Source organism: Pseudomonas sp. TE36184 (assembly GCF_054060055.1).
Genome location: NZ_JBSSCU010000001.1, coordinates 3,289,459 through 3,306,213 on the forward strand (window position 1 = coordinate 3,289,459; position 16,755 = coordinate 3,306,213).

General features: G+C 65.4%; 5 protein-coding genes. 3 read left to right on the top strand and 2 right to left on the bottom strand.

Annotated elements, in window-relative coordinates; all coding sequences use genetic code 11:
- Positions 1 to 30 precede the first annotated feature (30 nt).
- Positions 31 to 1,449, bottom strand: coding sequence for an amino acid permease (locus ACVWZP_RS14750; RefSeq protein ID WP_017844578.1), 1,419 nt, complete (start codon positions 1,447 to 1,449; stop codon positions 31 to 33).
- Between the two features lie 481 nt (positions 1,450 to 1,930).
- Between ACVWZP_RS14750 and ACVWZP_RS14755 the strand changes: the two genes are divergently transcribed.
- From ACVWZP_RS14755 to ACVWZP_RS14765, 3 genes are all read left to right on the top strand, one after another.
- Positions 1,931 to 7,132 (top strand): hypothetical protein, encoded by a 5,202-nt coding sequence (locus ACVWZP_RS14755; protein ID WP_457369885.1) that lies wholly within the window; start codon positions 1,931 to 1,933, stop codon positions 7,130 to 7,132.
- Positions 7,133 to 7,205: 73 nt separating this feature from the next.
- Complete coding sequence (locus ACVWZP_RS14760) at positions 7,206 to 10,307, top strand: transglycosylase domain-containing protein (protein WP_057004325.1); 3,102 nt, start codon at positions 7,206 to 7,208, stop codon at positions 10,305 to 10,307.
- An 82-nt stretch (positions 10,308 to 10,389) separates the two neighbouring features.
- Positions 10,390 to 15,468 (top strand): NEL-type E3 ubiquitin ligase domain-containing protein, encoded by a 5,079-nt coding sequence (locus tag ACVWZP_RS14765; protein WP_457369886.1) that lies wholly within the window; start codon positions 10,390 to 10,392, stop codon positions 15,466 to 15,468.
- Between the two features lie 43 nt (positions 15,469 to 15,511).
- Here the strand turns inward: ACVWZP_RS14765 and ACVWZP_RS14770 are convergent, their stop codons facing one another.
- Positions 15,512 to 16,726, bottom strand: coding sequence for a hypothetical protein (locus tag ACVWZP_RS14770; protein ID WP_017844574.1), 1,215 nt, complete (start codon positions 16,724 to 16,726; stop codon positions 15,512 to 15,514).
- Positions 16,727 to 16,755: the final 29 nt, after the last annotated feature.

Consider the following 16,755-nt stretch of genomic DNA (forward strand, 5'->3'; position numbering starts at 1 on the left):
CTGTGCGCCACAGGCCGCCTTGAACAAGCGTTACGCCGAGCGCGCGACGCCTTGGGCAACCTGGGTCGGTTGCAATTTGAACGTGTAGAACAGCACCGTCAGCAGCACCAGGAATACCGGGCCGACATACAGCGCGACGCGGGTGTCCGGGAAGTACGCCATCAGGCCCACCACCAGCACCAGGAACGCCAATGCCAGGTAGGAACTGACCGGGTACAGCCACATGCGGTACTTGAGGCCCGCCTGTTCCGCCGGGCTCAGGCTCTTACGGAACTTGAGCTGCGCCAGCAGGATCATCACCCAGGTCCAGATCGCGCCGAAGGTGGCAATCGAGGTGACCCAGACGAAGACTTTCTCCGGCACCAGGTAGTTGAGCAGCACGCCCAGCAGCAACGCAGCGATCGACAGCAGCAACGCATTGCGCGGTACGCCGTTGCGCGAGGTGGTACCGAAGGTCGCGGGGGCCTGGCCGTTCTGCGCCAGGCTGTAGAGCATGCGCCCGGTGCTGAAGATGCCGCCGTTGCAGGACGACAATGCAGCGGTGATCACCACGAAGTTGATGATGCCGGCGGCGGTCTTGATGCCCAGACGCTCGAAGGTCATCACGAACGGGCTGCCCTGGGTGCCGATTTCATTCCACGGGTAGATCGACAGAATCACGAACAACGCGCCGACGTAGAACAACAGAATGCGCCAGAACACCGAGCCGATGGCATTCGGGATGGTCTTCTGCGGGTTCTTCGCTTCACCGGCGGTGAGGCCGATCATTTCCACGCCCAGGTAGGCGAACATCACCATTTGCAGGGACATCAACACCCCCTGCACACCGTTGGGCATGAAGCCGCCGTGGGCCCACAGGTTGGAAATCCCCAGCGCCACGCCGTCATTGCCGAAACCGAACGCGATGATGCCGACGCCACCGATCACCATGGCGATGATGGTGACGATCTTGATCAGGGCGAACCAGAACTCGAACTCACCGAACGCCTTGACCGCGATCAGGTTGATCGTGCCCATGCTGATCAAGGCTGCCAGGGCCCAGATCCAGCGCGGCACATCGGGGAACCAGACGCCCATGTACACGGCCACGGCGGTGATTTCCGCGACGCAGGTCACCAGCCACAGGAACCAGTAGTTCCAACCGGTGAGAAAGCCCGCCAACGGGCCGAGGTAATCCTGGGCATAGCGACTGAACGAGCCGGCGACAGGGTTGTGGACCGCCATTTCGCCAAGCGCGCGCATGATCACCAGGATCGCCAGGCCGCCAATGATGTAAGAGAGCATGATCGCCGGGCCGGCCATTTCAATGGCCTTGGCCGAGCCAAGGAACAGGCCGACACCGATGCAGGCGCCGAGGGCCATCAGGCGAATATGCCGTTCGCCCAGTTCACGTTTCAGCGGGCCGCCCTGAGCGGTCTCGCCATGAGGCAGGTGGTTGCCAACTGGCATAGGGGTACAACCTCGTCTTGTTATTGGATTAAGCCACCGAGTACTCGACGTCGCAGCAGGTCTGCCAGGACGCCTCACACCGGGTTCGCCTCATGGGCCAACCCGTCTGGCCAGGGCCAGTTCAGCGGGGGTGCAGTATAAAAAGCTCAACCCAGGGTTTTTCACTTAATAAACGGCAAGATTCAGCGAGAACTCGCGGTAAAAGCGGCTTTTGTGGAGGGGCATTACCTGGATAGCGTAAGGATTTTCTCCGTTTGACGCGCGCCGAGTATTGCACAGCTTTGGTGCAGCGTCATGCCCCTACCTAGGCCGTATATACCCAGCCGAAGGCTCTGCTTCAATACTTTCAGCCCATCGGGCGGACAACGCGGAAGCCGGCCACGGCCGAACGGGAAGCATCGCCATACCCGCCGCCGGGCCGCCCCTTCACCATGGGGTGCTTCGATTGCCAGGACGGCAATCCCAGCGAAAGGATCTCCCCATGCCGACCACCCTCGACGTACTCCAGCAAGGCCGGGCACGACGCCTGGCCGCCGATGGCCAATTGATCAGCGCGTTGTTCAATCACCTGACAAACGGCGACTCCACCACAGTGATCGTGCCCGAGCACTCCACCCTGGGCTGCTGGCTGCAGGTATACCGCCGCGCACTCAGCCGCCCACACCTGCGGGCCTGGGCCACGCGCCTGCCGGTGGACCTGGCCGGCCTGGACGTGCCGCTCGAAACCGCGCCGCTCGAACTGCCGGCGCAATCGGTGCTGAATTTCTATGGCTATCCCTACCCCGAGCATCGCGGCGAGCGCAGGGTGATCTCCCAGGCGCTCGATCAATCGAACAGTTTCGCCGAGCCCAAGGCGGGGCTGGATGACGGGTTGAAGCGGTTGAATCAAGACCGGCAACAGATCGCCGACCAACTGCAAGCCCTGCTCGACGACGACGATTTCAGCCTGTTTTCCTGCTACAGGAGCTATTTCAAACTCGACTCCGGTTCGTTCTGGGCCACCGCCCAGCAAACCGGCGCCGCGTTACTCGACGCCATCACCCGCAACCCGTCGTTCCTGGCGCTGGAAGCGGTCGACGGCCTGCAACCCGGCACGTATATGTTCGATCCCGCCACACGCCGGCTCAGCGGCAAAAAAGCCTGGGGCGGGCTGGTGGATATCGGCATCGAACAACTGCTGGCGCTGCCCCTGGACGGCCAGCTTGAACAACTGGTCGAAGTCGCCGAGCAGTTGGGGAGCTTTGTCCACCAGAGCGGCCAGTTCAGCCTCGCCCAACTGCTCAATTGCCATGATCTGCCGGTGCCCGACACACCCGCCGAAGCCCGCGTACTGATCGACACGCTGCGCCAGTCGACGGCGTTGACCACGCTGCCGGTCAGCGACCTGGCCAACGCCGATCTCGCCCTGATGCAGCACCAGCAGTGGCTGGCCCAGGACCATGACCGCGACGTCATGGCCGAGTGCTTGAAAGGCCTGATCCAAGCCCCGCCCAACGACCACGTGATCGACACGGCCAGCGTGACGTTGCACCCCGCACCGGACTCCGGCGCGCCGCACCATCCCGCCGTTGTCCCGCACCCCATCTGCGGCCCCTTCACCCTCCAGCAACTGCTGCAACAGCATGATCTTGCCCCACCGACCAGCGTCGACGAAGCCCAGGACACCCTGCAAACCCTGGAGATGAACCTGCCCCGCCGCCCCGAGTTCGGCGACTATCATGGGCTGTTGAGCGCCACACCCCACTCGCCGGTACGACTGCTCAGCGAACAGCGCCACAGCGTTCTCGCCACCGCCAATCACGGCCTGCCCGATGGCCACCCACGCCTGCTTGACCGCTTGTGCGGCACACTGCTGAGCGACCTGAGTGCTGACGCGATCCGCGCCCAGGCCGACCACTTGCTCAAACAACTGCTGCGGCGCGGACCGGCGCGGCAGTTGGGCCAACAACTGGTGACGGCGCTGCACTGGTACGGCCAGCACCCGGACGAAGCCGCCAGCCAGACCAGCCTCGACCTGTTGGTGTTGAGCGCCCTGATCCTCGACCTCGACCCTGGAGCCGGCGAAGCAGGCGCTCCCATCGCCGGTTTCGAGCTGAGCGCCCACGCGGGCAAGCCCCACGGCGAAGTGCGCCAAGACCTGGAACTGCATTTGGTGCGAACCTGCAAGGTCTCCACCCGCGCTGCGCCCCTCGCCGCCCACCTGTTGCTGGCCGGCGCCGCGCCGGAATTTCTGGTGCGCGGGCTGCCCGCGACGATGCGCTTTCGCAGCTCGATCGCCTGGATGAGTTTCAAGCAAGGGGTCTTGATCGCGCAGGCCATGGCGCCCGGCTCACCGCGCCAGCTGAGCTACCACGACATGCTCGCCCTGGCATCCATGCCCGCCACGACCGGCCAGCAACAACAGTGGCGCGAATACCTCGCCACCCGCACCCTGCTCGACTGGGCCATCACCGTGGGCGAACTGCCCGAACGCGACAACACCGCCTACCTCGCGCATGAAGTCGACGCGCTGAAGCTGCGCCTCAGCCAACGCCTGCACGCCTTGAAGGCAGCCCTGATCACCTTTGCCGACGCGCCACCGACCCGCCGCAGCATTGCCCTGGCCGACCTGAAAAACCTATTCCCCAACCAGACGCTGCTGGACAAAGCCTGCCTGTGGCGCCCCGTCCCGCCGCTCGCCAGCGGCAGCCTGCGCTTCCCGATGCACCATCACGAGCGCCGGAACTACAGCCTGCACAGCCTGGTGGAGTTGCACATGGATGGCCAACTGAGCGACAGCCGCTGGCAGTCCACCGAGCCCCAACTGGACCTGGCACAACTGCGCCCATCGTTCGGGCGCCTGGGCAACATCCATCAACGCTTCGACAGCGCGTTCGCGGCCTACATCGAACGCCTGAAGCAGGCCTACAGCAGCCTGATCGAAGACCTGCTGGCGCAACTGCCGCTGGCCGACCGACACCACCTGCAACAAGCCGACTTGCAGCTGTTGGTACTGAAAAAAGAACCCGGCAAAGACCTCGCCCTGCTGAGCCCGGAGGAAGCGTTGGCGCGTAGCGCCCGAATGGGCGTGATCCTGCGCGGCACATCGCCCAGCGCGGTGCAGGAATACGAGCTGTTCCCGCTGTTGAACCGCGTCGACAAACGCCGCGGCGCACCGCTGGCATTCCGCGAGGGCGGCACGCTGATGTCGGTGGCCACCGGCACTCCCCACGCCACCCGCCCGGTCACCCAACTGCTGATGGGCGATGAACTGCCGCTGGACTGGGACGCCTATGCCAACGGGCGCCCGCCACGGCCGGGGGTGCGCGCCAAGGTCATTGTGCAGACGCTGTGGTCATTCAGCCCGCCCCCCGCCCAGCCGCCGACGACGGCGGCGCTGACCTATGGTTCGACGCTCAACCGCGCCATTGCCCAAGCCATCGTGCGCGAGCACTTCTTCCTCGAAGTCGACGCCTTGCACCTGCAAGCCCGGGGGACCACGCAGCGCGAGCAGATGCAACAGCGCTGGGATCGGTTGTGGACACGCCTCAAAGCCCTCGTGCCGTTCTGGTCCTGCGCCGAGGACCTCGCTTCCGGCGACACCCGCCGTGTCATCGACGGCGGCTACACCTGCTTTATCGACCTGTTGGCGCTGCTGTTCCCCACCCAGCGCTTTCTCACGGCGTCCCTGGCGGTGTTGAAAAAAACCGCGCCGTTGCCGATCAAACTGCTGCAATTGGCCCGTTTGAGCGGCGCCTTCCTCAACACCGCGCTGAACCCGCTGGACGGCCTTCCGGGCCTGTTCAGGCTGGCTCGCAGCGGGGTGATCCGGCTGAGCGGCGGCGCGCGGAAAATCCTCCACACGGCCATCGAACAGGTTCAACGTCACACCGCCGACCGGTTCCTGCTCGACTACCCCCGGCTGCTCGCCGGCGCCGACCTCGGCAGCGGCACGCTGCTGCGCGGCAGCGACCTGCTGCGGATCAATGCGCTGCTGCACAAAAACCACTGGTACCCGTGCCACCCGTTCACCGGCAAACCCTATGGGCCGCCGAGCCACACCTTTCGTCTGGACAGCGCCCTTGGCGTGGCGCCGATGCAGAACGCCCGCGGGCAGCAGGTGCTGGTCAGCGAACGGCTGTTCGCCACCCAGCCGCTGCTGATTGCGCGTCGCGACGCCACCGACCTGCTCGACGGCGACAACCTGCTCCGCCTGGAGCACCAGGCGCCGACCCACCTGGACGACCTGGCCTCGCCCGCCTACTTCAAGGCCGCCGAAGGCTTCGACAGCCTGTGCGGTGCGGCGCGCAGCAAACGCAGCCCGATCCCACTGATCTGCTTCACCAAAAAACTCACCGCGTTCAACGCCTCGATCCAGCAACGCCGCGCCCAGGCCATCGAGCACCTGCGCCTGATCCCCGCCCCCGCCGTCGGCCCCGACCCGCGCAAGCTGGTTCACAACCGCCGGCTGTACGAAGCGCTGCCCCAAGGCACTAGCTTTGAACTGACGCCAGTGGCCAGGACCGCGCCGCTGACCTACAAGCCCCAGCTCACCGGTCGGCTCATCGCCAACGAAGCGCAGTTCGGCCTGCCCAACAATCAGTTGGACAATCAACTCAACCGCGACACGCGCGTGGTCGAGCTGACCGGGCTGACAGTGGGCACCGATGACAGCCGAACCCTGCGCGCCATGGCGATCGAACTGACCCCGGCGGGAGGCACGCGGATTATCGTGGAGGCCGACGCCGGGGTCTTTTACGAAGGCATCGCCATCGCCCCCGCTCCGGCGATGCTGTTCAACCGCCTGGACTTCAACCTGGGCGGTGAACCCGAACAGCTGATCCGCGCATTCAGCCAGCGCAAGCTCGACTACTTGAGCGCCGCCGGGTTTGTGCATAACCGCCCGTTGGTCACACTGCCCACCCTGGAGGTACTGAGCCAACAACTGGCCAGGCGCGGCTTCGGTGCGGCCAAACTCAAGCGCCTGCTCGAGCAGTCACGCGGCCTGCGGGTCATCAAGCAGCGCGAGTTGTTGCTCAACGCCAGCGATCAGGGGCAGCGCCTGGGCATGAGCGTGGCCGTCACACCCTTGAAACTCGACACCTGGCCGCCCTACCTCGCCCAGCCTGGCCAGACCCTCAATCAGTACCTGGCCAGCAAGGCCCAGGCCAGCACCGTGGCGCTGGTCAAAAGCACCGGGATCGGCTCGGCCAACATCGTGGGCACGGGGGTCGACGAGCTGGAACGGCTGGCCATCGCCGAACCGCTGGTGATGTGGCAGTACAGCCGGGCGGGCCAGCCCAACTACACCGAAGTGATCCTCAAGACCGGCGCAGGCAATTGCGACCAGATGGCCCACGTGGCGAGCGAACTGATCAGGTTCAACGGTGGCGCCGCGCGCGTCTGGGGCACCAGCCCGCCCGCCCACGCGTTTGTGGTGGTGGGGAACCCGCCGGCGACGCTGGGCTCGACCCTGGACTTCAGCGAAGCGGGCTGGGTCGGCCTGTGGATATGCGACCCCTGGGCAGCCATCGTCTGCCCGGCAAGCGACTATGTGCGTCAACTCAACGTCAAAATGCACATGTGGTACCTGGAAGACATTTCGGTGTTTTTCAACGATCGCGGCACCTACCGCTGGGGCCAGGCCAACGACCGCAACTGGCTGGCGCTGCTGCGCAACGGCGTGAAACGCCCGCAGCCGTGAGCCGACACATTTCGTCACCAACGACTAAGCTTCACCCAAGTCCGATCAATCTGCGTAAATGGATGAATCGACTATGGGCGCTTTATGGCAAACCGATTCGAAACAGGCTGCGCTGCCGACCGACAGCCCGGATCAACTGCCATTGCCACACAGCGCCCGCCGGCGATCCGGGTGGTGGCGCCTGGTGTGGCTGGTACTGTTGCTCGCGCTGCTGGCATTGGGCTGGGCCGCCAGCGTGGAAATGCACACCTCGCGCCTGCAGGCCCGCTACCTGAGCCCGTTGGCCGCCACCCTCAGTTATCGCCTGGAGCCCGGCGCCAGCGATGCCATCGTGTACCCCGGCGACGGCCCGTTCGACCGGCGCCTGGGCTACAGCGCGCTGAATGAATTCCTACCGCGCCTGCTCAAGCGCAATTACCTGATCCAGGCCCAGACACGCTTCTCCCCGGCCTTGCTGGGCTATGCCGAGCACGGGCTGTTCGTGCCCTACGCGGAAAAAGTCCAGGCCGGCCTGAGCATCACCGATTGCCGCGCCGCGCCGCTGTATGCCTTCACCTACCCGCAACAGCTCTACGCCAGCTTTGCCGAGGTTCCGCCGTTGGTGGTGCAGAGCCTGCTGTTCATTGAGGACCGCGACCTGCTGGACCCCACGCAACCGCTGGCCAACCCGGCGGTGGACTGGCCGCGCTTTGCCAAGGCGGCCTGGTCGCAAGTAGCCAAACTCCTGCATCTGCCGGGGCAGACCGCCGGCGGCAGCACCCTGGCCACACAGCTCGAGAAATATCGCCATTCGCCCGACGGCTTGACCTTGTCCGGCGGTGAGAAAATCCGCCAGATGATGTCCGCCAGCGTGCGGGCCTACCAGGCCGGGCCGGACACCTCGGGCAGTCGGCGCAATATCGTGCGCGACTACCTCAACAGCGTGCCGTTGTCCGCCGTGCCGGGCCACGGCGAAGTGCATGGCCTGGCCGAAGGCCTGCGGGTGTGGTACGGCGCCGACTTCAATCAGGTCAACCAGGCGCTGAGCGACAGCGCACAAGACCCGGCGAGCCTGGCCAGACGCGGCCTGGCCCTGCGCCAGGTGCTGTCGCTGATGATTGCCCAACGCCGGCCCTCGCACTACCTGACCAAAGGTCGCGAAGAGCTGGCGCAATTGACCGACAGCCATATCCGCCTGCTCGCGCAGAACCAGGTGATCCCCGCCACCTTGTCCGCCGCCGCCCTCGCCAGCCACGTGACCTACCGCGACTGGCAGCAGCAACCGACCCTCCAGCCGGTAGAAACCAACAAAGCCATCAACGTCGCCCGCAGCCGTCTCGCCAGCCTGCTCAACCGCTCGCTGTATGACCTCGACCGCCTCGACCTGTCGGCCACCAGCACCTTGCATTACGCGCTGCAAACCCAGGCCACCGACTACCTCAAGCACCTGGCCGACCCGGCGTTCGCCGCGCAGATGGGCCTGCTCGGCCCGCGCCTGCTGACGCCGCAAAGCACACCGCAGGTGCGCTACAGCTTCACCCTCTACGAACTGACGCCCGACGGCGCACGCGTGCGGGTGCAGACCGACAACACCGACCAGCCGTTCGATATCAACGAAGGCAGCAAACTCGAACTGGGCTCCACCGCCAAGCTGCGGGTGCTGACCACCTACCTGCAGATCGTCACCGAGCTGCATGCACGCTACCAGGCGCGCACGCCCGCCGAGCTGAAAAGCGTCGAGCTGCCCGAGCAGGATGTGCTCTCGCGCTGGGCGCTGAATTACCTGATCCAGCACAGCGACCGCGACCTGGCGAAAATGCTCGACGCCGCCCTCGACCGCACCTACTCGGCCAGCCCCGGCGAGGCGTTTTTCACCGGCGGCGGCCTGCACCGCTTCCATAACTTTCGCAACGAAGACAACGGCCGCAACCCGACCTTGCGCGATGCCCTGCGCGAGTCGATCAACCTGCCGTTCATTCGCCTGATGCGCGACCTGGTGCGCTACACCACCTATTCGGGCGAAGACAACAGCGCACGGCTGCTCAAGGACGACAACGACCCGCGCCGCCAGGAATACCTGGCCAAGTTCGCCGACCACGAAGGCACCGCGTTCCTGCTCAAGTTCTGGAAAAAATACCGCCACAAAGACACCCAGGCCCGGCTCGACACCTTCATGGACAGCCTCCACCCCACCGCGATCCGCCTGGCCGCCGTCCACCGCTATTTGCTGCCCCAGGCCAGCCAGGCGAGTTTCAACACCTTCGTGCGCTCGCACCTGAAAAACCTCAAAACCCCCGACACGCTCAGCGACGAGCGCCTCGAACGGCTCTACCAGAGTTACGGACCCGGCGCCTACGACCTGCCGGACCAGGGCTATATCGCCAAGGTGCATCCGCTGGACCTGTGGCTGCTGGGCTACCTGCTCAACCACCCTGAGGCGAGCTTCGACGAAATCGTCAAAGCCAGTGAATTCGAACGCCAAGAGGTCTACAGCTGGCTGTTCAAGAGCCGTCACCAGAGTGCGCGTGACAGCCGGATCCGCACCATGCTGGAGATCGAAGCGTTCCTCGATATCCACCAGCGCTGGCAGGCCGTGGGCTACCCGTTCGACCATCTGGTGCCGTCGCTGGCCACCGCCATCGGCAGTTCCGGCGACCGCCCCGCCGCCCTTGCGGAACTGATGGGCATCATCCTCAACGACGGCGTGCGCTTGCCAGTGCTGCGTATCGACAGCCTGCAATTCGCCAGCGGCACGCCCTATGAAACCCGCGTGGTCAACGACCCAAACCGCGGCAAACGGGTGCTGCCCAGCGAAGTCGCCACGGCGTTGCGCGGCGCGCTGTCGCAAGTGGTCGACGCCGGCACCGCCAAGCGAGTGGCCGGCAGCTTCAAACTGGCGGACGGCACGGCGCTGGCGATGGGCGGCAAAACCGGCACCGGCGATAACCGCATCGAGGCCATGGGGCCCGGCGGGCGCATGCTCAGTTCGAAATCGATCAACCGCACGGCGACCTTCGTGTTCTACATCGGCGCGCATCACTTCGGCACCCTCACCGCGTTTGTGCCGGGGGCGTCGGCGCAGCACTTCACCTTCACCTCGGCCTTGCCGGTGCAGGTGCTCAAGGGCATGGCGCCGATGCTCAACCCGCTGCTGCAACCGGGCGACCCGACGCTGTGCCTGGCCCGCCAACCCTGACGCCCGGCTGCACTACCTATCTGCCACCGCGGCGCGACGCCGCCACACACACTCATGGATCACCCTTTACAGGACTTGATCCATGCCCGCTCTACCGTCACTCGACAGCGCCTTCAACGGCGCCCACTACGCGCACATCCGCAACGCCCTGCCGGCCTGGCTCACCCAGGCCACGCCCGCACGCCTCGGCGCATTGAAAACCGCGCGCCTCAACAGCCTGACCGCACCGGCCCCGCTCAAGGCCGCCATTGCCGAACATTGGCAGCGGCAAAACCGCCTGGACCAACGGCTCGCCGCGTTGAACGACGTGTACGCCTTCGCCGAACCGCTGCTCAAACACGCCCTGCGCGACTATGGCGCGGTGGATGTGCGCAACACCTACCTGCGCCTCTATGTCGAAGCCAACCTGGCCTGGTGGAAGATCAACATCAGCGGCGCACAGACCAGCAAGACCGTGTCATTGCTCGATGCGGCGCTGGGCAACTTCGCCGCCAGTGACGACTTTCTCGACTTCGCCTTCCTCGGCCCGAGCGATGCACGCGGCCAGCGCGATGTGCTGTCGATCACCCACCGCACCAGCGGCGCCCACCTCACGGCGCAGGGGTTCAAAGACATTTGCCGCCAGCTGGATCTCGGCGCGCAGTATCAACTCAAGCTCAGTCAGGCGCTCGGCTTCAATAACCCGCCGCTGGCCCGCACGGTTCACGACGAGGTGGTCGCACGCCACAAAGCCGCGCTGAACAGCGCCGCCCACCTGGCCCTGGCCAAGGGCGACCTCGAGCCCGAGACGCACGGTTCGATGCTTGACCTGCTGAACGACCGGCCAAGCCCGCTCCAGGCCTACACCCTCAGCGTGATGAACGTCGCGCTGGTGGGCATCGTGCTGTTTATCGCCGCGCCAGGCCCTCGGGTGATCGCCTATGTCGCCGAAGACCCCGAACACCCGCTCAAGGCATACCCGTCGCCCCTGGCGTTCATGGCCGAACTGACCCGTCAGTTGCGCGACAAGGCGCGCTACCAGGTGTTCTTCAGCCAGTTCGTGCCCCATGCCGAGCGCGGGGCTTTTTTTGCCGGGCTCAATGCGCGCCTCAGCCACATCCAATGGCACCAAAAAGCCCGCACCGACAGCGGGCCGAGCTGGAAAGACACGCCGATCAGCGACCCCAACCTGCACTTCAGCGTGCAACGCTGGCAGGACGATTATCGCCAACGCCCGCCGACACCCCACGCGGACACCCTGTGGAGCTACCTGTATCGCGTGCAACTGAACAAAATCGTCAACGATGCGCGGACTATCGCCGTGTCCAGCACCGACGTCGAACGCCACGCCCGCTGGGCCTGGTGGGACAACCTGGAGCAGATGTTCGCCGACCTCCTCAATGCCGCGTTGCTGGTGCTGACGCCCTTCGTGCCGGTGCTCGGCGAACTGATGCTGGTCTACAGCGCCTACCAGATCATGGACGAGGTGTGCGAAGGCGTCGTCGACTGGAGCGAAGGCCGGCGCACCGAAGCCTGGGAACATGTGGCGGGGGTGGCCGACAGCGTGATCCAGTTCGCCCTGTTTGCCGCGGGCGGCCACATCGGTCAGCTGGCGCGGCTCAAGCTCTCGCCCTTCATCGAAGGCCTGGTCCCGGTGCAGCGAGCCGACGGCAGCCGGCGCTTGTGGAACCCGGACATCAGCGCGTTCGCCCGGAAAACCCCGATCCCCGCCGATTCGATACCGTCGCCCGCGGGCCTGCATCAGCATGACGGCAAAACCCTGCTGGCCCTGGGCGACCATCACCTGGAGGTGCAATACGACCCGCTCAGCGACGCGCACCGCGTGGTCCACCCCGAACGCCCGAACGCCTACCGCCCGCGCCTGCAATTGAACGGCGACGGCGCGGCGACCCACGAGGGCGAACGCCCGCGCACCTGGGAGCGTGCGCAGTTGCTGCGACGTCTCGGGCATCGGGTGCAACCGTTCAGTGACACGCAGCTGGAACAGCTAAGGGTCGCCAGCGCCACCGAAGACGGCGCCCTACGCCGCATGTACGAGTACAACGAAACACTGCCGCCGTTGCTCGATGCCGGCCTCAAACGGCTCGAAGCGGCCGACTCCATCCAGGTGGCCAGCGAAAAAATCCGCTCTGGGCAGGCTTTGAGCGCCGACCCGAGTTCGGACTGGTTCGAGCAGATGGTCACCGAACTCGACGGTTGGCCCCCGAACAAAGCACTGCAAGTGTTCCTCAAGCCCGACCTGAGCGGCAGCTCGCACCGCTATGGCGCTGCGCAAGCCAGCGCCGCCGACACCTTGCGCATCAGCCTCGGCGAAGTGCTGTCCGGGCACTTGCCGGAACGGGTGCTGGGCTTTCTCGATGAAGCGGCAATCACCCGCCTGCTGGGCGCCGAGGTGCCGAAGTCGCAGCGGGTACACGCGTTACGCGAGCAACTGGCCGACTACGTATTGAGCCAGAGCCGCGACATCGCCCCGGCGGTCTACCGCGCCCGTGAAGAGAGCGACGACCCCGGCATTATCAGCCTGCGCCACGACCATCCCGACCTCGACCTGAGCCTGGCCCGCCGCCTGCTCGACACCGCCCGCCCCGCCGAACGCCAGGCCCTGGCCGCGCACCGGCGCGGGCCGTTGCGCCTGCGCAACCTGGCCGACGAGCTGCACGTGGCCGCCGAGGCGGCACGCGCCTACGAAGGCTTCTATCCACCGACGTCGCCCAGCCCGGCCACGGAAACCCTGGTACTCAAGACCCTGCAATTGCACGCCGACGTGCTCAGCGACCTGCACCTTGAAATCCGCAACGGCGCCGTCACCGGCCCCCTGCGCAGCCAGGCCGGCCCGGACACTGCCACCACTCGCCGGGTGTTGGTCCACAACAGCCTCGGTTATGCGGTCTATGACGGCGCCGGCCAACCGTTGCACAGCCCGGCCAATCTGTACGAAGCCGTGTTGTCGAGCCTGCCCGCCGCGTCGCACAGCGGGCTGGGTTACCGCCCCGGCGAAGGCGCAGACCTGCGGCGCTGGCTGATGACCGCCCTGGAACCCTTGGCCGCGCGCCGCACGCTCCTCGCTGAGCCGGCGACTCACCGGGTGATGGAGCGGCACACCCAACAGTTGCTCGGCGGCCCGCTGCTCAGTCGCTGCCGCGCCGCCCCTGCCGATCACCCGGCGACGTTTGCCAGGGAGGTCTTGCAACGCTTGTTTCCGAGCCTCAGCGAGCAACGGCTGAGCCGCTTTATCGAGGCGATCCCCACCGACCAACTGGGCACCACCCTGAACGACCTGACCCTGGAGAAACAAACCCTGCACAGCCAATTGCAGACCTGGAAACAATCGCCCACCCATCACCCCAAAGGCAGCGTCCAGGAGCGTCAACAACTGGCCAGCCGCAAACGCCTGGCGCTGCTCCTCGAACAGACCTGGGCCGACCGCTACGCCGAATACACCGACGATTGGGGCCGCACCCAACGCGGCGCTCGGGTGGACATGAACGGCATGCCGTTACCCGAATCGCTGCCCGCGCTGACCGTCAACTTTGAACATGTGACATTCCTGGACCTGAGCCAGAGCAGCGTCGGGCAAACCCATTGCGGCTTGCTCAAGCACTTCCCGGCGCTGCACTCCCTGGACCTGAGCGACAACCACCTGACCAGCCTGCCGGTCGAGCTTGGCGCGATGCGTTTGCTGCGCAACCTCAACCTCGCGAGCAACCGCATGGCCCTGTTCCCCGAAGACGTGACGCGCCTGCGCAACCTGCGCCGCCTGCAAGTCCTGATCCTCAGCCACAACCCGCTCAGCCTCGCGCCGGACATCACGCGCATGCCCAACCTGCGCCGCCTCGACCTCAGCCACACACAGATCGGCCAATGGCCCCGCGGCCTGTTTGCCCACCCCAGGAACGATGCGTTCGACCTGAACCTGAGCGGCAACCCGATCCGCGCCCTGCCCACCCTGACGCCAGAACCCACGGCTGCGCGCACCGTGGCGCGCACCCGCCTGGACCGCAACACGCTGAACGACGATCAGCGCACTCTGTACGAACGCTACCGCAGCGAGGCCGGGCTGGACCCGTATCGCACCTATGAGCCCCAGGGCAGCAGCGATCCCTGGCTGGAAGGCGTCGACGCCAACACCCGGCTTGTCCGCGAGCAGCTGTGGGACGCCGTCGAAGACGAACACGGCTCCCAGGGCTTTTTCGAAGTCATCAAGCTGCTTGAGCCGCCCGAGTTTTTCGAGAACCCCCAGGACCAGCAGCGCTACGCCCGCAACCAAGCGGAGCTGACGCAACGGGTATGGCGCTTGATCAACGCCACCCACGCCGACAGCGCCCTGCGCGAGCGCTTGTTCAAGCTGTCGAGCTTCCCCGGTTTGTGCGGCGACGGCGGCGCGCAGATTTTCAATGAGATGGGGATCGAGGTCATGGCCAGCGAAGGCCGGCGCTTTTCCGCGTCACTGGCTGAACTCGAAGGCCGACTGGTGACCTTGGCCAAGGGCGCGGCGCGCCTCAAGCACCTGAACCTGGTGGCCCAGGCGGACGTCGCCCGGCGCCTGCGGCCCATCGACGCCGGTGGCGAAGGCCAGCGCCTGCGCTCCGAGCTGGTGGACGGCGAGGCCGGCGAGGTGGACGAAGTGGATATCCACCTGGCCTACCAGACCGCCCTGGCCAACAGGCTGGATTTGCCCTGGCTGTCGGACCACATGCTCTACCGCGACACCGCCAATGTCAGCCCGGACCGCATCCAGCAGGCGTACACCACGGTAAGGGAAATGGGCCAGGGCGACGGCCTGGTCAACCAGATCCTCCTTGAGCCGTATTGGGAGACCTTCCTGCAGGAAACCTACGACAACCGCTATCAACAGAATCTCACCGAGTACACGCAGAAGTTCTACCGCCTGGACGACCTGCAAACCCTGCAGGCGCAATGGCGCGAAGAACGGGAGCCGCAGCAAAAAGCCCAGCTCGCCGAGCAGCTCAAGGCCCTGGCGGACGAACTGGACACGGCCGAAAACCTCGTGCTCAGCGACACGCCGATCAGCGACGCGCTCTACAACCGCCTGCTCAACGACCTGGGCTACAAGGAGAAAGACTGGATGCGCGGCCTGACCCGCACAGCCCTGAAAAACGCCGCTCAACAGCGTAACCGGGCGCCGTTGTCCGACACGTGAGGGCACTGCAGGCGCGCATGCCCGCGCCTGCAACCCCCGCGGGTTACACCTCCGAATCCCAGATCACTGTGACGTTCCCTTCATAGGTGCCGGACTCACCGGGCTGCAACATCGTCTCCACATCGTCGCGCGCCACTTCGAAATGCAGGGTGCCAGGCTTGCGGTCGACGAACATCGTCGACAGCAACAGGTGCGTGCCGCTGCCGTCCAGCCGCAGCGGACGGCGCTGGACCGGCTGGCCCTCGGGGTCGACGATGCCGTGGGGCATGGTCACGCCGACCTGCAACGGCACCGAGCGCCCCGACCTGGCGTCACGGATCCGGCAGGTGTTGTCTGCCGCCTCGACGTACTGGCATTCCATGCCGATCCTGAAGCGCGCGGTGGAATAGAAGTTGAAGGTCTGGTCCCTGAACAGCCGCGTCGGTTTGCGCCCCTGGCTCAACCAGCCTTGCCAGCCACCCTGGGGCAGCAACTCGACGCGCTCACCGCCCGGCGGGATCTCGACCTTGAGGATGTGATCGACCGAAAGAATGAAATTGAGGGTGATCTGCTCATCGTTGGGTAACATCACGTTGCCCAGGTCGAAGTCCTTGTGCGGCCCGACGCTGTACGTCACCTGCCCGCGGTAGGTCCCGGCCCTCATCCCCAGGGGATCGGGCGTGACCAATTCGTAGGTGAAACCGAGGCCATCGAACCAAAATGTCTCGGCGGGGATATGGCTGGCGGCTCTTTGCGCACACCCCCTGACACCTTCCGGCAAAAACCAGGTGAACGCGAAAAGCCATTGGTTGCCGACACTCACCCCGCTGGATTGACACGGTGGCGGTGGATAATCGTGTTCCCAACGCACAGTGGGGTCCTGCCGCAGCCACCGGAACACCATGCCAATGCCACTGATCCGGAACTGAAGGGTTTCGGCCTCTCCCGTTTCGTCATGCACGACGGTGATGTTTCTGCGTTCGGTCGGCGCATGAAACAACAGATGATTGCGATCGTCTCCACCCGGCACGATCGGCGCGCTCATCCGAAAATCGATCGGAAGACCGATGCTGTAGCGCGTCTCGTTGCAGTACTGCGGCGCCCAGGTGCAATAGCTGTTACCCGGCGGCGTGTGGTTTTTGAACACGTTGCGCGCCGGCTGGCTGGGGTCCGGCCGGAACGAGGCCAGGATGTCCACGGTGGCCGCCGTTACGTCGGCGGGCAGCCCCACCAGCAGCCCGGCCAACCACAGCCCCAACACCTTGTTTTTGATTTGCATGGGTTCACTCGTTCTGAAAAAACTCAAGC